Genomic DNA, 17,752 nt, shown 5'->3' on the forward strand with positions numbered 1-17,752 from the left:
ATTTTGGCCAAGCGTGCGCTGATCGAACATCGTCCATGGTTGCTTGCCAGTATTGCGGCTTCGTTCGCCTATTATCTGGTGGCGGGCAGTGAATTGGGAGAGTTTTGGCAAATCCTGATCAAAGGGGGAGGGGTGGGCTTTCTGGCGGTTTATGTCTGGCGCCGCGCCTCGGGTCTTGATGCCATGATCCTGACTTTGGCGCTCGCGCTGTCGGCGGCGGCGGATATGGCGCTGGTGGTGGCGTTTGAAGTGGGCGGGGCGCTGTTTGCAGCCTCGCACCTCACTGCTTTGGTCCTGTATCTCAGAAACCGGCGTGATCAGCTCACCATCAGCCAAGGCTTGCTGGGCATTGCGCTGTTGGTGGCAAGTCCAGTGATTTCTTACATGCTGAGCGAACGGATCGAGATCGCGGTCTATGCCTCCACGCTTGGCCTAATGGCAGCCGCAGCATGGACCAGCCGGTTCCCGTGCTACCGAGTGGGTATCGGAGCCATTCTGTTTGTGGTGAGCGACTGGCTGATATTCAGCCGCATGGGCGCGTTCGATCTCGGGGTCCTGCCCGATTATCTGGTTTGGCCACTCTATTACGCAGGACAGTTGATGATCGCCACCGGAGTGGTGCAGACCTTGCGGGGAGAGAAGCCCGCAAGGTAGCACAATCCTTGAGTTATGCCGCGCCTTCGCCGCCGCCTGCCTCAATACTTTCTTCGGGCTCCTCGGCTTCGTCAATCTTGACCGCCGCGACAATGGTTTCGTTCTTGCCAACATCGAACAGGCGCACGCCCGCTGAATTGCGTCCGATTACCCTCAGCGATTCCAGCCCGATGCGGATCAGTTTGGCCTGATCGGTCACCAGCATCAATTGCTCCCCCGACCGCACTGGAAAGCTGGCAACGACCGGGCCATTGCGCGCGATATTGTCGATATTGATGAGCCCCTGTCCGCCGCGCCCGATCTGGCGATATTCGTAGGCCGATGAAACCTTGCCATAACCATTTGCACAAACGGTCAGAATGAACTGTTCATTCTCGCGCAGCGCCTCGTAACGTTCTGCAGGAAGGTCAGGTTCGCCCTCTTTGTCGCCCTTCCAAGGTGCAAAACGCAAGTATTGCTCGCGCTCGTCGGCCGTCGTGCCGGTTGCTCCAAGGATCGATAGCGACACGACCTCGTCGCCTGCGGCCAGTTTCATGCCGCGCACCCCGGTCGATGTGCGCGAGGTAAACTCGCGCACGTCTTCGCCGGGGAAACGGATGGCTTTACCCTGCCGACTAGCCAGCAACACGTCATCGGTCGGTGACAGTAGCGCAACGCCAATCAGCTTGTCCGCGCTGTCATCATCGAACTTCATCGCAAATTTGCCGTTCGACGGGATGTTGGTGAATGCGTCCATCGCGTTGCGCCGGACATTGCCCTTTGCCGTCGCAAAGACGACCGACAAGGCACCCCACTGGGTCTCATCCTCGGGCAGGGGGAGAACAGTTCGGATGGTCTCTCCATCATCCAGCGAAGGAAGCAGATTGACGATTGGCCTGCCGCGCGTGGCCGGACCGCCTTCGGGCAATTTCCAGACTTTGAGCCGGTACACTTTGCCTGCGGTGGAGAAGAACAGCACCGGATTGTGCGTCGATGTGACGAACATTTCGGCGATTGCGTCTTCATCCTTGGTAGACATACCTGCGCGGCCCTTACCGCCGCGATTTTGCGCGCGGAATGTGGAAAGCGGAGTGCGTTTGATATAGCCGTCCAGTGTGACTGTAACGACCATGTCCTCCCGCTCGATAAGGTCTTCATCGTCCAGACCATCCCAAGCTGGTGCAATCTCCGAAACGCGCGGTGTGGCATAGGTCGCACGGATTTCTTCCAACTCGCCGCGCATGACCTCGTAAAGTTTGGCGCGGTCGGCTAGGATAGCGAGATATTCCTCGATATTGTCGGCCAGCCCCTTCAACTCATCGCCAATCTCGTCGCGTCCCAGCGCCGTCAGACGGTGGAGGCGCAATTCGAGAATGGCTCTCACCTGCCGATCAGACAGGCGATAGGTGCCGCCTTCTTGGTCTGCGCTGGGTTCGATTGCTTCGACAAGGCGGATATATTGCGCAATGTCGCCGATTGGCCATTCTTTCGTCAGCAATTTATGACGTGCCGCGGCAGGGTTGGGAGCACTTCGGATCATCGCCACGACTTCATCGAGGTTAGACACTGCAACCACCAGACCAAGCAAGATATGTGCCCGGTCGCGCGCCTTGGCGAGCTCAAATTTGGTGCGGCGGGTGATGACCTCTTCGCGGAAGGCGATGAACGCATGAATGAAATCGCGCAGCATCAGCGTTTCGGGCCTGCCGCCGCGAATGGCAAGCATATTGGCCGGGAAGCCCGATTGCGCCGGTGTGTGCCGCCAGATCTGATTGAGCACGACTTCGGCAGTGGCGTCACGTTTCAGGTCGATGACTACCCGCACGCCTGCGCGCGAACTCTCGTCACGGATGTCGGCGATCCCCTCGATCCGCTTTTCCTTCGCTGCATCAGCGATTTTTTCGACCAGTCCGGCCTTGCCGACCTGATAGGGAATAGAGGTGAATACGATGCTCTCACGGTCGCCGCGGCGGCTTTCGATTTCGTGGCGGCACCGCATCAGGATTGACCCGCGGCCAGTGGTATAAGCAGCCTTTGCGCCGCTGGTTCCCAGGATCAGCGGCGCAGTGGGAAAATCGGGTCCGGGGATATATTCGATCAGCTCTTCCGAGGTGATCGCGGGATTGTCCATGAAAGCAAGGCAACCGTCGATGACCTCACCCAGATTGTGCGGCGGAACGTTGGTGGCCATACCAACCGCAATTCCGCCTGCACCGTTGACGAGCAAATTCGGGAAGCGCGCGGGTAGCACTGATGGCTCTTGCTTACGCCCATCGTAGTTTTCGACAAAATCGACCGTGTTCTTGTCCAGATCGTCGAGCATGGTGTCAGTGACACGTGCAAGCCGTGCTTCGGTGTATCGCATCGAGGCGGGCGGATCGGGGTCCATCGAACCAAAGTTGCCCTGACCATCGATCAGCGGCACCCGCATAGACCACGGCTGTGTAAGCCGGGCGAGCGCATCATAAATAGCGCTGTCGCCGTGCGGGTGAAAATCGCCCATGACATCGCCGACGATCTTCGCGCTTTTAACAAAGGGTCGGCCCGCGACGAAATTGCCCAGTTTGCTGGCATATAGAATGCGTCGATGCACCGGTTTGAGCCCATCGCGCACATCGGGAAGCGCGCGGCTGACGATCACGCTCATGGCGTAATCGAGATAGCTCGCCTTCATCTCATCGACGATGTCGATGCGTTCATATTCACTGCCCGATGAAGGTGAAGTGGGTTCAAGAATATCGGTATCGTCGCTCAAAGCGGAGCCAGTTCTGATTTGTGTTGTTGGTGAAAAATTTGCTGAAACTTATGTAGTGGCTCGAAGCGCAGTGTGCCACTCAAATAGGGGAACAGATAAGGAACAAGAGAGTCTTTTTCCACATTTGCCGTTGGTGCAGGGCGTCAGTGGCTGAGGGTGATGCCGGACTTTACAATAGTTGCGCGTCTGTGAACCAATCAAACAAACCATTCAAACGCCGTTCAGACCGCTCTGCCTAGAGAGAATTGCAAATGTCGAGGCAGTCGTCCATGGGCTGTGACCTGGAGATTGCAGATATTTCGCACCACCGTGAGGGCGTATTGGCTGCACGGTGCAATACAGTTCAGGAGGATTCCCATGATTTCGCTTTTCTCGCGCAAGCGCGCTTCCTCGCTCGCATTGGCTCTCGCATTGGCGAGCGGCACCGCAGTGACCGTGTCGGCCGTAGTGCCCGCCGAAGCAAACGCACAGCGCAACCGCGACCGGGACCGCGAAAAGGCAGCGGAGGAATCGGATGGCGGCGGTTACACCGATGCCTTTCGCGCCGCTTATGCGCCTCTGGACGAAGCGCTGAAGGCCGAAGGTGCGAACGCTGCCGCTCTGCGTCCGCAGATTGATGCGCTGATCCCGCTGCTGACCACAAATGACGAGAAAATTGCTGGCGGCGGACTGGTGTTCAACGCGGGCCTCGCGGCATCGGATCGCGGTTTGCAATTGCAAGGCATGGAAATCATGCTTTCCAGCGGAAAAGTGCCGATCGATCAGATCGCTCGTTACAACTTTATCGCCTATCAGCTCGCCAACGAACAGCGTGATTATGCCAAGGCGCGCCGTTATTTGCAGGGCGCGATTGACAACAATTTCAGCACCGAAACCGTTTCGGCCCCGGATTTGCAGATTGCCATGGCGGAAAGCTATTTTGCCTCGAATGAATTGCAGCAGGGCTTTGCCTATCTTGAACGAGCAATCTCCGGCCGCAAGGCGCAGGGCCTCGAAGTCGAAGAGCAATGGTATCGCCGCGGTGTGACTGTTGCCTATGAAAATGAGGCAGTGCCGACGGTTTACGAGTTCACCTCTATGTGGATCAGCGAGTTTCCGACCGCAGCCAATTGGCGCGACGCGGTCAATTTGACCCGCAACCTCAATACGTTCCAACCTGGCGAAATCCTCGATCTGTTCCGTTTGGGGCGCAAAGTTGGCGCTTTGCAGGATGCGTCTGATTACGACTATTATGTCGAAGCCGCCGACGCGCGCCGCCTTCCTAAAGAAGTGAAGGATGTGATCGAGGAAGGATATGCCAACCAGATCATCAGCCGTGACAATTTGTTCATCACCGAAGCGCTAGAAATCGCCAGCGGCAGGATCGCGGCCGACCGCGCTGATCTTCCCGCGCTAGAGCGCGATGCGATGGCGGGCGATGCTGCGCTGCGGACCGTGATGGCCGCTGGCAGCGCGTTCCTGAGCTATGGTGACTATGCAAAGGCGGCAACTTTCTACCAGCGCGCGTTGGGAATGCCGGGTGTGGACACCGCCGAAGCGCAGACCCGGCTTGGTATCGCGCAGGTCGGCATGGGTGATTATGAGGCAGCGCGGGCCACATTCAATCAGGTTACCGGTTCGCGCACGCCAATTGCCAAACTGTGGGTTGCTTACGTGAATGAGCGCGAAGCGGCGTCCACGCCGGCTCCGGCCCCAGCTGCGGCAGCTCCTGCAACAATTGGGTAGACCGGATTGATTGTTCGAAAAGGGGCGCGCGGCATTAACCCTCGCGCCCCTTTTTTGCGCGCCTGACTATCTTAGGCGCTTTACGTAAAACTGCCCGTCATCGCGACGTTCTACGGCGAAATTGTCAAAGGAATCGAACATTTCCTTTAGGCTTTTGAACCCGTAATTGCGCACGTCGAAACTGGACCGGTTCCCGGCGATCTGACCGAGCTGTGACAGGCGCGCAAACCCTCCATCGGTTTTGGCTTCGGAATAAGCGGCGGTGATCAGTTCGAGCAGATCATCATCGACAGCCTCAGACTTGATCGAAAGGCCTTTCTTACGCTCATTCGAACGATCGGCAGCGTTGGTCTGGATCAGCTTCCTGATGTCGATGAAACGTGTGCAAACCGATTGAAATGCAGGCGGGGTTTTCGATTCGCCAAAGCCGTAGACCAGAATTCCGTCCTGCCTCAACCGTGTGACCAGCGGGGTGAAGTCGCTGTCAGAGGTCATGATTCCGAACCCGTCAACCTTGCCCTGATACAACAGGTCAATGGCGTCGATCGTCATCGCCATGTCGGTCGCGTTCTTGCCCTTCGACACGTCGAATTGTTGCTGGGGGCGGATCCCGAATTTGTTGGTGATCGTGTCCCAGCGCGCCAGATTGTCCTTGGCAAAATTGCCATAGGCGCGGCGAATGTTGACCTGCCCCAGCTCTGCCATGACGGTAAGAACCGGGTCGATACCGTCCGGCGTGGTGTTATCTGCGTCGATCAGCAGGGCGATATTCTTGAGTTCGGAATGGGCCATGACCCGCTTCATGCGGCAGCGGGCAAGGCGGGGCAAGCGTCAAGCGCCGCATACGCGCATCAATCCTCGGGCAAGAATTCGCCAGTGTCCTCATCGAGCGAATAGAGCACGCCTTCTCTGATCGAAAAATGCGCGCCGCGCAATTTTAGCAAGCCCCCGCGCTCCTTGTCAGCGACCCAGGGGAAAGTGCGCAGATTCGCAAGACTCAGTCGGATAGCGGCAAATTCCATCGCCAGTTCGGCCTTGCGCCCCTCTGTCCCGTGCTTGCGCGCCACCGGCTCTCGCGCCGTGCTGAGCAGGTTGATCCAATTGGCGACGAAGCCGCCTTCGCCCAGCGGTTTTGAGTTGAAATTCTGCGTTAGCGCCGCCTGACACCCGCCGCAGCGGCCATGACCCATCACCACGATCTGCTTCACTTCGAGCATTTGCACCGCAAACTCGACCGCGGCTGAAACTCCGTGGAGCCCCGGCGTTGTTTCGAATGGCGGGACAAGCGCTGCGACATTGCGAACGACGAAGATTTCACCGGGATCAACGTCAAAAATCTGGGCTGGGTCCACCCGGCTGTCGGAACAGCCAATTATCATCAACTTGGGCCGCTGACCTTCGAGCGCGGTTCTGCCAAAGCGTTCGCGCTGGCGAGGGTAGATTCCTTTGCGAAAACGGCGATAGCCTTTCAGCAATTGGGCATATTCTGGCACGTCACTCTCCCATGGTCAGAGAGGCGGCTGCATCAAAAGCGCTCTCCCCGGATCACCTGCACGTCCCACATGGTCAGGATGAATCCCAGATTCGTAAGCATAGGGGCAAGCGCTTCGGCAAGCACCATGGCTTTATCTTCCGCAGCTATTGTAAGGACAAACACCTTATCCGTCCCCATTACGCTTTCTTCGCGCCAATGCCCTTCGCGCCCTTTGCCGCTGGTTACAGGGACAATCGTCCATCCCGTGATGCCGGCGTTTTCGACCGCGTCGGTAACTTTTCGCTGCAGCGCCTTGTCAGTGAGGATTTCTATCCGTTTGCGGGTGACGGTTTCGATCATGGGAGAATTCCGGCAGTTTCAGTTAGTGCGACCGCAAGGGCGCTGATTAGACCGATATTCACAAGCACGTTGAAAGGGAAAGTGATGCTAAGCGACATGGTTAGATAAATTCCCGGATCGGCTTCGGGCAGGGCCAATCGCATTGCAGCGGGAACCGCGATGTAACTGGCGCTGGCGCACAGCACACCGAGCGTTGCCGAAGAGCCCGCGTCAAGCCCGATAGCCACGCCAAGCACCGTTCCCGCTGCGCCGTTCACAATTGGCAGAAATATCGCAATCGCCACAAGCCGCCACGTGATCGCGCGCGAATCCATCATCCGGCGCGCAGCAATCAGGCCCATGTCGAGCAGGAAGATGCACAAAATCCCTTTGAAACCGGCTTCAAAAAAGGGTGAAACCTCTGCAAACCCTTGGGCCCCTCCGATCATGCCGATGGCAAACGCACCAAGCAGCAGGACGATCGAGGAATTTGTGAAAACTTCATGCAGCATCTCTTTTGAAGACTGCGCACCACCTGCGCTGGTCATGCCCCTCGCAAGCAACAGGCCGCTGAGGATTGCAGGCGCTTCCATCGCGGCCATGACCGCAACCATGTATCCACCTGGCTCGCGCGATTGTCCGGTTAGGATCTCGACCGCGGTGACAAATGTAACCACGCTGATCGATCCATAATGCGCCGCGACCGCGCCGGAATTGATCCGGTCGAGCCTGCCGAAGCTCTTGAGCACCGCATAAGCAAAGAACGGTAAGATAAAACCCGCCGCAATCCCCGCGCCAAGCGCGGAAAGAACCGTCGCATCTATACCCGATTTTGAAACTGCAACTCCGCCTTTGATGCCGATAGCGGCCATCAAATACAGCGACATAGCCTTGGCGATGGGTTCAGGGATGGCAAGGTCTGACCGGACAAATGCAGCCAAAAGGCCGAGCATAAAAAACAGAACGACAGGAGAGGTGAATGTCTGAATGGCAGTTTCGATCATCGCCGCGCCGTTAGCTCATGTTGGTGTGCGTGAAAAGTAACCCCGGACGCATCCTGTGTGTTCCCGGATTGATCGAAGGGGCTGGCTTGCGAGGGGAGCGACAGCAGCCTAAATGAGCTTCCATGAATGATCTAACCAACACGCCAAAGCCCGCTCCCGATGCGAATCGTCCGCCGCGGCAGCGCAAACCTGACTGGATTCGCGTAAGGGCGCCGGTAAGCCAAGGTTATAATGAAACGCGCAAATTGATGCGCGAACTCAACCTCAACACCGTTTGCGAAGAGGCGGCTTGCCCCAATATCGGCGAATGCTGGGACAAGAAACACGCGACCGTCATGATCTTGGGTGATGTGTGCACGCGGGCCTGTGCGTTTTGCAACGTCAAGACCGGCATGCCCCGCGCGGTTGATCCACTGGAGCCGGAAAACACCGCCATTGCGGCGGCTGAAATGGGTCTGAAACATATCGTCATCACCAGCGTTGATCGTGACGATCTGCCGGATGGCGGTGCGTCGCAATTCGTGAAGGTGATTGAGGCGCTGCGCCGCAACACACCCGAGACAACCATTGAAATCCTCACCCCCGATTTTCGCGGCAAGATGCGCCGTGCGGTGGAGGCGATCTGCGCTGCGGGACCCGACGTCTATAACCACAATCTGGAAACCGTGCCGCGCCTATATCCCACGATCCGGCCCGGTGCGCGCTATTACGCTTCGCTGCGATTGCTCGAAGAAGTGAAAGCGCATAATCCGCTGATTTTTACCAAATCGGGCATCATGCTGGGACTGGGTGAGCAGCGGCTTGAGGTGCATCAGGTGATGGACGACATGCGCTGCGCCGAGGTCGATTTTATTACTATGGGTCAATATCTGCAGCCCACACCTCGCCACGCCAAGGTAGAGGAATTCGTGACCCCAAAGGGTTTTGGCGCGTTTGGATCAATCGCGCGGGCCAAAGGGTTTTTGCAAGTTGCCTCCAGCCCGCTGACCCGGTCAAGTTATCACGCAGGTGATGATTTTGCGGTCATGAAAGCTGCACGTGAGGAGCATTTGCGCAAGCGCGACCGAGTGCACCCGTAATGGCGGGAATCCGGGAAACTCGGCGATTGCCTTATAGTGCCCAGCAGATGTTCGACCTCGTGGCCGATGTAAAGCGCTACAGCCAGTTTCTGCCTTGGGTGATTGCGACGCGCGTCCGGTCCGACAGCGACACAGAAATGCTCGCCGACATGGTGGTGGGTTTCAAGAGCTTGCGTGAGAGCTTTACGTCTCGGGTTAGCAAAGATCGCCCGCGTGAGATTGCTGTCCATTACATCGATGGCCCACTATCTGACCTCGACAATGTCTGGATATTCCGCGAGATCGACGCTCAGAACTGCGAGATCGACTTTCGCGTCGATTTTCAATTCAAGAACCGCGTGTTTCAGGCGCTAGCAGGGCAATATTTCGATCGGGCGTTCCGCAAGATGGTCGAAGCGTTTGAAGCTCGCGCGCACGAACTTTACGGCAGCAACAGTTCCAGCGCGCAAAGCGTGGCCTGACGGCGTATCGCCGCGCGGCCGCCGGGGCCATCGCCGCCGTCGAAATGCTTTAGTTCGCCCTGCGGTTCACCTTGTTCATCGCGAGTAGCGAGCGCAAAAACAACCGTGCCGACAGGTTTCAGCTGAGTGCCTCCGCCGGGCCCCGCGACCCCGCTGATAGCCACCGCAACATCGGCGTTGGACCGCTTCAAAGCGCCTTGCGCCATGGCCCAGACACAGGCGATCGACACCGCACCAAAGGTCTCGATGATGTCTTGTGAAACGCCAAGCGCTTCCATCTTCGCTTCATTGGAATAGGTCACGAATCCGCGGTCCAGAACCGACGAAGAGCCCGAGATTTCGGTCAATGCACCAGCCACCAGGCCACCAGTGCAGCTTTCTGCGGTCGCGATCTTGCGTCCGGCGACCAGATTTTCGGCCACGACGCGCGCGGCAAGCTGCGCGATCTCATCGGGAAGCAGATATTCGCTCACCGTTCTTCTTCCTGCTCGCGCAATTTACGCTGACGGCTTTCGGTCATTTCCGGTTCCGGTTGAGCGCTGTCGCCGCCGATATCCGTTCCCAATTCGAAGAAGAACCCGACCAATGCCGCCATATTGTCTGCGGGCAGGGGGGCAAGAATTTGCAGACCCCGCTCAATTTTGGTGCAGTCATCAAGTTTGATTTCTTGTGCTGCCATATTTTCGAGCAGGTTGTCGACGAACGGGCGCAAGGCATCGTCGTCCATGGATGCAAATAGCGCCGCAGAACCGCCCGCTTCCTCTTCGGCTATCTGCACGATCAACTGCCGCGCTCCGGGCCATGCAGCCGCTGCTCCATCGCCGAATTTTGTACGCATCTCAGCGGCGTTGGTGTTCGCATATCCATCGGGTTCAAGCGCTTCAAAACAACGGGTCATGTAGCCTTCAAAGGCGGCAGGCAGGCTGTAACGCACCGCTGCGGCAACAGCTGCTGGGTCCAGATCAGCAGGCTGCGCCGCTGCCGGGCTGGAGATTAATCCTGCGGCGATTACGAAGGGTGCAATAAGTGCAGGCAAGGTGCGCATCATGAATTCGCTCCGGTTGAAGATACAGGCATTATGACGTGGATAGAAGCGCGGCGATAGCCTGCGCAGCGATCCCCTCTCCGCGCCCAGTAAATCCAAGTCCCTCAGTCGTGGTGGCCTTGATACTCACTGCGCTTTCGTCAAGTCCGGTGAGGCGCGCTATCTCGGCGCCCATGGCGGCGCGATGCGGGCCAATCCTTGGCGCTTCGCAGATAATGGTGAGATCAATATTTCCGACCTCAAAACCTGCGTCTCTTGCCAGACCCACGGCGTGCTGCAGAAATTGACCCGAACGCGCGCCTGCCCATTGCGGATCACTCGGCGGGAAATGGGTGCCGATATCTCCTTCACCGATGGCGCCAAGCACGGCATCGGTGATGGCGTGCAGCGCGACATCCGCATCGGAATGACCCGCCAGCCCATGCGGATGGTCAATCTTGACCCCGCATAGCCACAATTCCTCTCCTTCTACGAGCCGGTGAACGTCAAAACCTTGCCCAATGCGGAAAGCAGGCCGATTGGTCATGCCCATCAAATCCTCTGCAAAAGTGACCTTCTTGAGCCGTTCATCACCTTGCACCAGCGCGATGGAACCACCCGCTGCCGCCATCACCTGTGCGTCATCCCCTGCGTTGGCTTTGCCTGCCCATGAACGGTGCGCGCCCAGTATTGCAGGATAGCGGAAAGCCTGCGGGGTTTGAACCCGGCGCAGGGTGTCCCGCTCCGCCTTGCCTGCCATTGTTCCGGTTTTGCTTGCCACGGCGAGACTGTCGACGACGGGCAGAGCGGGGATAGCGCCGTCATGCGTTTCGAGCGCTGCGAGCAGACGTTCAATAACGACAATCGGCAAATCGGGGCGCGCTGCATCATGGATCAACACCAGCGCCGGGCCGTTTTGTTCCAGCGCTTCGAGCCCGGCTCGCACAGAATCCTGCCGCGACGCGCCGCCGGTGACAAGCATGTATCCGTCCAATCCCCTCAGCGCGTCATGGGCGTCATGTTCTGCGCCATCTGCGATCACGACCTCCACCGGGTCCGCGCCTGCCATCATCAGCGCTGCGACCGAATGGTGGATCAGAGCCTTTCCGCGCCATGTGCGAAACTGTTTGGGAATGTCACCGCCCAGCCGCAAACCCTTACCCGCGGCAACCACCACTGCAGCGAACGGGGGGAGGGATGTTTCGCCTGCCATAGGCAAGGGCGCTTAAGGTCTGGACGGAATTTGCGCAATGCACTATGCGCTGCCCATAATTTAGGCACCCCTCTCATGACACAGCTTCCCCCACCCCCGGCTATCAAGCCGATTCAGATCGGCGCGGTCGAGATCGCAGAGCCGGTTCTGCTCGCGCCGATGACCGGAGTGACCGACATGCCGTTTCGCACTTTGGTGCGGCGCTATGGCTCGGGCCTCAATGTGACCGAGATGATTGCTAGCGAGGCGGCCATCCGCGAAACGCGGCAATCGCTGCAAAAGACTGCTTGGGACCGGACCGAAGAGCCGGTTTCGATGCAATTGGTTGGCTGCGACCCGGACAGCATGGCTGAGGCTGCGAAGCTGCAGGAAGGCAATGGCGCGGCGATCATCGACATCAATTTCGGCTGTCCGGTGCGCAAGGTTGTAGGGCAATTTGCGGGATCTGCTCTGATGCGCGAAGTGCCGCTGGCCACGCGGCTTATGGAGGCAACGGTCAAAGCGGTCGATGTGCCGGTGACGGTCAAGATGCGGATGGGCTGGGACCATCAAAGCCTCAATGCACCCGAAATGGCACGGATTGCGGAGGATCTTGGCGTAAAGATGATCACCGTCCACGGCCGAACGCGCAACCAAATGTATAAAGGCTCTGCCGATTGGTCTTTCGTCCGCAAAGTAAAGGAAGCGGTTTCCATTCCCGTTATCGTCAACGGCGATATTTGCACGTTAGCGGACGCCGCAAAGGCGCTTGAACAATCGGGCGCGGCCGGTCTGATGATTGGGCGCGGCGCTTATGGTAAGCCGTGGCTGCTGGGCCAAGTGATGCGTTGGTGGCGCACCGGAGAGAGCATTCCTGCGCCCGGCTTTGATGAGCAATATCGTGTGCTGGTCGAACATTATCGCCGCATGCTCGATCATTATGGCCGCAATGTCGGGGCCAAGGTCGCGCGCAAGCATATTGGTTGGTATACCAAAGGCATGCACGGCTCGGCTGAGTTCCGGCACAAGGCGAACTTTATTGACGACCCCGATCAGGTTCTGGGCGAGATTGAGCGGTTCTATTCGCCGTTTCTGGGCCGTCAGGCGATCGCAGCCTGAATATGACAGCAAAGCCCATTGCCGACCGGTCAGACATTTTCAGCTTTGACCCATCGCGTCCCAATGCCGAATCGCAGATTGCGGGTCTGTTGTTTGCCTTGCTGCTGGTGGATCAGAACACCTTGATTGCAGAGGCCAACCACGCGGCCGAGAATATGCTGGGCCGCAGCGCGAAACGTCTGCTTGGCAAGCCGCTGCTCGAAATTATTGGACCGCTGGATGCGCGCGTTGAAGCCCGGATCCGCGAAACCGATGCTGCGCTGGTGGCGCGCGATATCCGCATCAGGGCCGGGGAAAGCGAAACGCGCGTCAATCTGACCGTATCGCCGCTTGGCAGTTTTCCAGGTTGGCGGGTGGTTACCCTGTCGCAAGTTGGGCACGAGGAAAGCGGAAACGGTGATGAGCTTGGTTCATCGCAGGGCGCCCCGTCGATACTCGCGCATGAGATCAAGAATCCCTTGGCCGCCATTCGCGGGGCAGGGCAGTTGGCGGCGCGCAAATTGCCGATCAAAGACAAGCACCTCGCGCGGATGATTACCGACGAGGTTGACCGGATCGCGCGGTTGATTGACCGGATGCAGCAATTGGGCGCGCGATCAACGGACATCGCTGCGCCTTGCAATCCACACGAAGCGATCCGGTCAGCTATCGCCACGGTCCGCGCGGCGGGTGGCAGCGATGCGGAATTTTGCGAGGAATTCGACCCGTCTCTGCCGCCAGTGCATGCCAATCGTGATGCGTTGGAACAGGTGCTCATCAATCTCATTTCCAATGCCCGAGACGCTGCCGGTGCTGGCACGCAAGGTCGGATCACGGTTCGCACCCGGTTTGTCAGCGGGCTGGCTTTCAGCGCAATCCGGCTTGGCCGTGCCGTGCGGTTACCAATTGAAATAACCGTCAGTGACAATGGCCCCGGCATCGACCCGGCGATGCGCGATCACATTTTCGAACCCTTCGTTTCGTCAAAGCAATCGGGGCAGGGGCTGGGGCTGGCATTGGTGCGCAAATTGGTGCGCGATATGAATGGCAGCATCAGCCACGAACGCGACACAAAGCAAGGCCTCACGCATTTCCGCTTGCACCTTCCGCTCGCAAAAATGGATCAGGAATAAAGGGTATGGGAATGTCGGGCACCCTCTTGCTGGTCGAAGATGACGACGCCATCGCAACAGTTATCATCGCTGCGCTTGAGGATGAAGGGTTCCAGATCGTCCGCTGCGTTTCGATTGCGGAGCGGAACGACAATCTCAGCGCGGCTGCGTTCGATGTGATGTTGACCGATGTCATGCTCGAAGACGGTGACGGCCTGGAAAGTCTGGCCGAGGTGCGCCGTTATGCGCCCGATATGCCGGTCATTGTGCTGTCTGCGCAAAACACGCTCGATACAGCAGTGCGGGCGAGCGACAGCAATGCGTTTGAATATTTCCCCAAGCCGTTCGATCTGGATGAACTGGTGCGCGCGGTTCGGCAGGCCGCTGGCGACCGCGAACGAAGCCTCGATAGCTTTCCCGAAAGCGACAGCGATGCGATGCCGATGGTGGGGCGCAGCCCGGCGATGCAAGGTGTCTACCGCATGATAACGCGGGTGCTGCGCAACGATCTTACCGTGCTCGTTACCGGGGAGAGCGGCACGGGCAAGGAATTGGTGGCTGAGGCGATTCATCAACTGGGCAACCGCCGCACCGGACCGTTTGTGGCTGTCAACACCGCAGCGATCCCGCATGACCTGATTGAAAGCGAACTGTTCGGGCACGAAAAGGGGGCGTTTACTGGTGCCGTGGTGCAGGCCATCGGGAAATTTGAACAGGCCAATGGCGGTACGCTGTTCCTTGATGAAATCGGCGATATGCCGGCAGAGGCTCAGACCCGGTTGTTGCGCGCGTTGCAGGCGGGACGCATCCGGCGCGTTGGCGGCCGTCAGGAAATTGCGGTGAATGTCCGCATTATCGCTGCAACCAACCGCGATCTTGCCCCATTGATCGCAGCCGGAAAATTCCGGGAAGACCTGTTTTACCGGCTCAATGTCGTCCCTATCGAATTGCCGCCGCTGCGCGAAAGGCGTGAGGATATCGAGGTGCTCTCGCAGCATTTCCTCGCGCAGGCCGCCGAGGATGGATTGCCGCGCCGCCAATTGGGCTCCGACGCGCTTGCCCGGCTTGAACAGCGCAATTGGCGCGGCAATGTCCGCGAATTGCGCAATGTGATCTACCGGCTCTCGCTTATGTCGCGCGAAGACACGATTGATGCAGCGAGCCTTGTCGATATTCTGGGCGAGGAGCCGCCGCTCCCCGGCGATGGCACAGCGGATGCGGACGGCGGGATTGGTGCGGCGCTTGATATCTGGCTGGCTATAGAGGAGCCCGCGTCGGGCACGGTGTATGCAAGCGCGCTTGCCGCTTTTGAAAAGCCGCTGATAGAACATGCGCTGAGCCGGACCGGCGGCAATCAATTGCGTGCTGCAAAACTGCTCGGGATCAATCGCAACACTCTGCGAAAACGCATAACCGAGCTTCGGATAGAGCCTGATCGCTTCACAAGACCGCTTTGACACATTTCTGCGTCTAAATTGCCGCTTTTGTCTTGCATTTTTGCAACACTGCCGTTGAAACAAGGCAACGATGGACGGCTCTCTAGCAAATCAGGTTGATGACGCAGGCACCGCCGATAGCGCTGCGGACGGACCATTGCCTCGGCATCTCCCGCGCTGGTGGAGGCAGTTTCTTGTCACCTCGCGCAGAGCGAATTTGTTCCGCTGGCTCGAAGCGCTTTCGGTTTTTGCTTTGCTTGCTGCAATAGCGGCAAATTTCTTGGCCTATTCGAGAGCGCCCGATACCGGCACGGTTCTGCCAACTCTGCAGGTTTCGCTGTTGCTCGTCGCGGTGCTTGTTCCGGCGATGGCCATTTTGGTGCTGATCGGAAGGCGAATGGCGTTGAACCGCGCCGCCGGCAGCACCGCGCGGCTGCATGTTCGGCTCGTGTTCTTTTTCTCGGTAGTAGCGGCGGTGCCGACCTTACTGGTCGCGGGATTTGCGGCGTTCCTGTTCCAGACCGGTGTTGATTTCTGGTTCTCCGACCAATCGCGTGGGTTGATGGAGAATGCCAACGATCTGGCGCAAAGTTACTATGATGCGAACCAGCGGCAGGTCGAACAGGAAACGATCACCATGGCAAGCGACATGCGCGTTATCCTGGAACGATTGCCCATTTCCGATCCCGATTTCCCCGATTTCTATGCGGTGCAAGCGCAGGGCCGCCAGATTTCCGAAAGCGCAATTCTCCAGCGGCTCGATGATGGATCACTGCGCACTGCGGCAATCCTCAACCTGATGGAGGACAATCGCCCGCTTGAATTCAGCGCCGCCGCCTTGCCACGCCTTGATGAAGGCCTGTTCGTGGTCGTCGAAGGCAGTCCGCAGCGCATCGCCGCCGTTGCGCCCATCGACCGAGAAGCCGGCGTGTATCTCTACAATGCGCGAACGACCGAGGCTTCGATGTTTCAGCAATGGGAGAGCGCGCAAGCGGTTTCAGCAGCCTATGAAACATTGACCGGCGAAGCGCGCACTTTGCAGCTGCGCTTCAACATAGCGTTGGTAGCCATGAGCTTGCTGCTGGTTGGGATCGCTGTGTGGTTTGCGCTCAGATTTGCCGATCGTCAGGTTGAACCCCTCACCGAATTGATCGGCGCGGCGCATAAGGTTGGTCAGGGCAATTTTTCGCTACGAGTAGACGGTCGGACTGGTGCCGATGAAATCGGTCTTCTCAACCGCGCATTCAACCGCATGACCGCGCAGCTTGAAAAGCAAACTGATGCGCTGGTAAGCGCGAATCGGCAGATTGACGATCGCCGAGCCTTTATGGAGGCGGTGCTGGAATCGGTCACAGCGGGGGTGATCTCGGTTGATGATGATGCCCGCGTGATGCTCATGAACAATTCGGCGCAAATATTGCTCGGCGGAGAGGCAGCGTGCGAACCCGCTGGAGAAGGAGCCATCAACCTCTCGTTGTCCGATCTTTCGCCCGAAATCTGCAAGATGGTGCGCGAGGGCAAGAGACGCGCGATTGTAACCCAGGCCAAGGGCGGCGAGTTGCTGACTCTCGCTGTGAAGGTCGCCCCCGGTAGCAGCGGCCATGTGATCACGTTCGAAGATATAACTCGCCAATTGCTCGATCAAAGGCAAGCGGCATGGTCCGACGTTGCGCGCCGCATTGCGCATGAAATCAAGAACCCGCTCACACCGATCCAATTGGCAACAGAGCGATTGAAACGCCGCTATCGCAAGCAAGTCGAGCCCGAGGATGGCGAATTGTTTGATGAATTGACCAGCACCATCGTTCGCCAAGTGGGTGACCTACGCAAAATGGTTGACGAGTTTTCAAGCTTTGCGCGGCTCCCAAAGCCGGTTTTCCGCAGCGAGGATGCGGTCGATCTGGTGCGACAGGCGGTATTTCTTCAGGAAGTCGCCCACCCCGGCATTGCTTTCAGCATTGCGACCGACGCCCTGTCTGAAAGGATGATCCAATGCGACCGGCACCAATTGGGGCAGGCAATGACCAATGTGCTCAAAAATGCGGTCGAAGCGGTCGAAGCGCGCGCTGTTGACTATGCAGTCGGATATCCCGGCCAAGTGGACGTAACCATGCGCGACAATGGCGACCTGATAACCATACAGATCGAAGATAACGGCATCGGTCTGCCGGCGGACCGCGAACGCATTGTTGAACCCTATGTCACGACCCGCGAAAAGGGCACCGGTCTGGGCCTCGCGATCGTTAACAAGATCGTCGATGAGCACGGCGGCGATATGACCTTTGCCAGCACAAAAGGGGGCGGCACCTGCGTTACGATGCACTTTGCCCGGCGGCCAGAGCCTTCTGAAAGCGAAGGCGTTTGATGGTCTTGCAGTCTAATGACGAGGCATTTTCCTCGATCCATAGTTATTCAAGGAG

16 protein-coding genes are annotated in these 17,752 nt (G+C 58.1%); 8 read left to right on the top strand and 8 right to left on the bottom strand.

All coding sequences use genetic code 11. From position 1 onward, the window contains the following. Positions 1 to 3 precede the first annotated feature (3 nt). Positions 4 to 654: a lysoplasmalogenase family protein gene (locus ACM64M_RS08820; RefSeq protein WP_416228313.1), complete on the top strand. Its 651-nt coding sequence runs from the start codon at positions 4 to 6 to the stop codon at positions 652 to 654. 13 nt (positions 655 to 667) lie between these two features. On the opposite strand, the gene gyrA is transcribed toward ACM64M_RS08820, so the two are convergent. Further along, positions 668 to 3,388 carry a DNA gyrase subunit A gene (gene gyrA, locus ACM64M_RS08825; RefSeq protein WP_416228314.1) on the bottom strand — a complete coding sequence of 907 codons (2,721 nt, stop codon included), beginning with the start codon at positions 3,386 to 3,388 and terminating at the stop codon, positions 668 to 670. 357 nt (positions 3,389 to 3,745) lie between these two features. On the opposite strand from gyrA, the gene ACM64M_RS08830 reads away from it, so the two are divergent. Then, positions 3,746 to 5,113, top strand: a complete 1,368-nt coding sequence (locus ACM64M_RS08830; RefSeq protein ID WP_416228315.1) for a tetratricopeptide repeat protein — start codon at positions 3,746 to 3,748, stop codon at positions 5,111 to 5,113. A 66-nt stretch (positions 5,114 to 5,179) separates the two neighbouring features. Here the strand turns inward: ACM64M_RS08830 and ACM64M_RS08835 are convergent, their stop codons facing one another. Genes ACM64M_RS08835 through ACM64M_RS08850 form a run of 4 tightly spaced genes read right to left on the bottom strand, consistent with a single transcriptional unit; the run spans position 5,180 to position 7,930 of the window. Continuing rightward, positions 5,180 to 5,905: an NYN domain-containing protein gene (locus tag ACM64M_RS08835; RefSeq protein WP_416228316.1), complete on the bottom strand. Its 726-nt coding sequence runs from the start codon at positions 5,903 to 5,905 to the stop codon at positions 5,180 to 5,182. A 59-nt stretch (positions 5,906 to 5,964) separates the two neighbouring features. Next, complete coding sequence (locus ACM64M_RS08840; protein WP_416228317.1) at positions 5,965 to 6,606, bottom strand: carbonic anhydrase; 642 nt, start codon at positions 6,604 to 6,606, stop codon at positions 5,965 to 5,967. Positions 6,607 to 6,638: 32 nt separating this feature from the next. Continuing rightward, positions 6,639 to 6,947, bottom strand: coding sequence for a P-II family nitrogen regulator (locus tag ACM64M_RS08845; RefSeq protein ID WP_416228318.1), 309 nt, complete (start codon positions 6,945 to 6,947; stop codon positions 6,639 to 6,641). Next, entirely contained in the window at positions 6,944 to 7,930 is a 987-nt protein-coding gene (locus ACM64M_RS08850) for a sodium-dependent bicarbonate transport family permease (RefSeq protein ID WP_416228319.1), read from the bottom strand. Before ACM64M_RS08850 ends, ACM64M_RS08845 begins: the two co-directional genes overlap by 4 nt. Before the next feature lie 122 nt (positions 7,931 to 8,052). Here ACM64M_RS08850 and lipA point away from each other — a divergent pair, with 122 nt between their 5' ends. Both lipA and ACM64M_RS08860 read left to right on the top strand, forming a co-directional pair. Continuing rightward, positions 8,053 to 9,009, top strand: a complete 957-nt coding sequence (gene lipA / locus ACM64M_RS08855) for a lipoyl synthase (RefSeq protein WP_416228320.1) — start codon at positions 8,053 to 8,055, stop codon at positions 9,007 to 9,009. Beyond that, positions 9,009 to 9,470, top strand: a complete 462-nt coding sequence (locus ACM64M_RS08860; protein WP_416228321.1) for a type II toxin-antitoxin system RatA family toxin — start codon at positions 9,009 to 9,011, stop codon at positions 9,468 to 9,470. The genes lipA and ACM64M_RS08860 overlap by 1 nt, the downstream gene beginning before the upstream one ends. Here ACM64M_RS08860 and ACM64M_RS08865 read toward each other — a convergent pair. Genes ACM64M_RS08865 through ACM64M_RS08875 form a run of 3 tightly spaced genes read right to left on the bottom strand, consistent with a single transcriptional unit; the run spans position 9,431 to position 11,707 of the window. Next, the gene (locus tag ACM64M_RS08865; RefSeq protein ID WP_416228322.1) at positions 9,431 to 9,943 is read right to left on the bottom strand and encodes a CinA family protein; all 513 of its coding nucleotides are present in this window, start codon (positions 9,941 to 9,943) and stop codon (positions 9,431 to 9,433) included. The two genes, ACM64M_RS08860 and ACM64M_RS08865, sit on opposite strands and share 40 nt — an antisense overlap. After that, entirely contained in the window at positions 9,940 to 10,518 is a 579-nt protein-coding gene (locus ACM64M_RS08870) for a hypothetical protein (protein ID WP_416228323.1), read from the bottom strand. Before ACM64M_RS08870 ends, ACM64M_RS08865 begins: the two co-directional genes overlap by 4 nt. 28 nt (positions 10,519 to 10,546) lie before the next feature. Next, positions 10,547 to 11,707 (bottom strand): bifunctional 2-C-methyl-D-erythritol 4-phosphate cytidylyltransferase/2-C-methyl-D-erythritol 2,4-cyclodiphosphate synthase, encoded by a 1,161-nt coding sequence (locus ACM64M_RS08875; RefSeq protein WP_416228324.1) that lies wholly within the window; start codon positions 11,705 to 11,707, stop codon positions 10,547 to 10,549. A gap of 75 nt (positions 11,708 to 11,782) precedes the next feature. Between ACM64M_RS08875 and dusB the strand changes: the two genes are divergently transcribed. The 4 genes from dusB (at position 11,783) to ACM64M_RS08895 (ending at position 17,697) form a co-directional block, all read left to right on the top strand. After that, on the top strand, positions 11,783 to 12,805 hold the full coding sequence (gene dusB / locus ACM64M_RS08880) for a tRNA dihydrouridine synthase DusB (RefSeq protein ID WP_416228325.1): 1,023 nt from the start codon (positions 11,783 to 11,785) through the stop codon (positions 12,803 to 12,805). 2 nt (positions 12,806 to 12,807) lie between these two features. Continuing rightward, positions 12,808 to 13,917, top strand: a complete 1,110-nt coding sequence (locus ACM64M_RS08885) for a two-component system sensor histidine kinase NtrB (RefSeq protein WP_416228326.1) — start codon at positions 12,808 to 12,810, stop codon at positions 13,915 to 13,917. 11 nt (positions 13,918 to 13,928) lie between these two features. Next, entirely contained in the window at positions 13,929 to 15,353 is a 1,425-nt protein-coding gene (locus tag ACM64M_RS08890; protein ID WP_416228327.1) for a sigma-54-dependent transcriptional regulator, read from the top strand. A gap of 70 nt (positions 15,354 to 15,423) precedes the next feature. After that, entirely contained in the window at positions 15,424 to 17,697 is a 2,274-nt protein-coding gene (locus ACM64M_RS08895; protein WP_416228328.1) for an ATP-binding protein, read from the top strand. The last annotated feature ends 55 nt before the right edge of the window (positions 17,698 to 17,752 follow it).

This window comes from Qipengyuania sp. ASV99, assembly GCF_047872805.1.
Classification (GTDB): domain Bacteria; phylum Pseudomonadota; class Alphaproteobacteria; order Sphingomonadales; family Sphingomonadaceae; genus Erythrobacter.

Excerpts from the sequence above, each read along its gene's own strand:
- dusB (WP_416228325.1), top strand. The coding sequence starts at position 11,783 with ATGACACAGCTTCCCCCACCCCCGGCTATCAAGCCGATTCAGATCGGC.
- ACM64M_RS08845 (WP_416228318.1), bottom strand. The coding sequence starts at position 6,947 with ATGATCGAAACCGTCACCCGCAAACGGATAGAAATCCTCACTGACAAG.
- ACM64M_RS08875 (WP_416228324.1), bottom strand. The coding sequence starts at position 11,707 with ATGGCAGGCGAAACATCCCTCCCCCCGTTCGCTGCAGTGGTGGTTGCC.
- lipA (WP_416228320.1), top strand. The coding sequence starts at position 8,053 with ATGAATGATCTAACCAACACGCCAAAGCCCGCTCCCGATGCGAATCGT.
- ACM64M_RS08895 (WP_416228328.1), top strand. The coding sequence starts at position 15,424 with ATGGACGGCTCTCTAGCAAATCAGGTTGATGACGCAGGCACCGCCGAT.
- ACM64M_RS08885 (WP_416228326.1), top strand. The coding sequence starts at position 12,808 with ATGACAGCAAAGCCCATTGCCGACCGGTCAGACATTTTCAGCTTTGAC.
- ACM64M_RS08830 (WP_416228315.1), top strand. The coding sequence starts at position 3,746 with ATGATTTCGCTTTTCTCGCGCAAGCGCGCTTCCTCGCTCGCATTGGCT.
- ACM64M_RS08890 (WP_416228327.1), top strand. The coding sequence starts at position 13,929 with ATGTCGGGCACCCTCTTGCTGGTCGAAGATGACGACGCCATCGCAACA.
- ACM64M_RS08860 (WP_416228321.1), top strand. The coding sequence starts at position 9,009 with ATGGCGGGAATCCGGGAAACTCGGCGATTGCCTTATAGTGCCCAGCAG.
- ACM64M_RS08870 (WP_416228323.1), bottom strand. The coding sequence starts at position 10,518 with ATGATGCGCACCTTGCCTGCACTTATTGCACCCTTCGTAATCGCCGCA.
- ACM64M_RS08850 (WP_416228319.1), bottom strand. The coding sequence starts at position 7,930 with ATGATCGAAACTGCCATTCAGACATTCACCTCTCCTGTCGTTCTGTTT.
- ACM64M_RS08835 (WP_416228316.1), bottom strand. The coding sequence starts at position 5,905 with ATGGCCCATTCCGAACTCAAGAATATCGCCCTGCTGATCGACGCAGAT.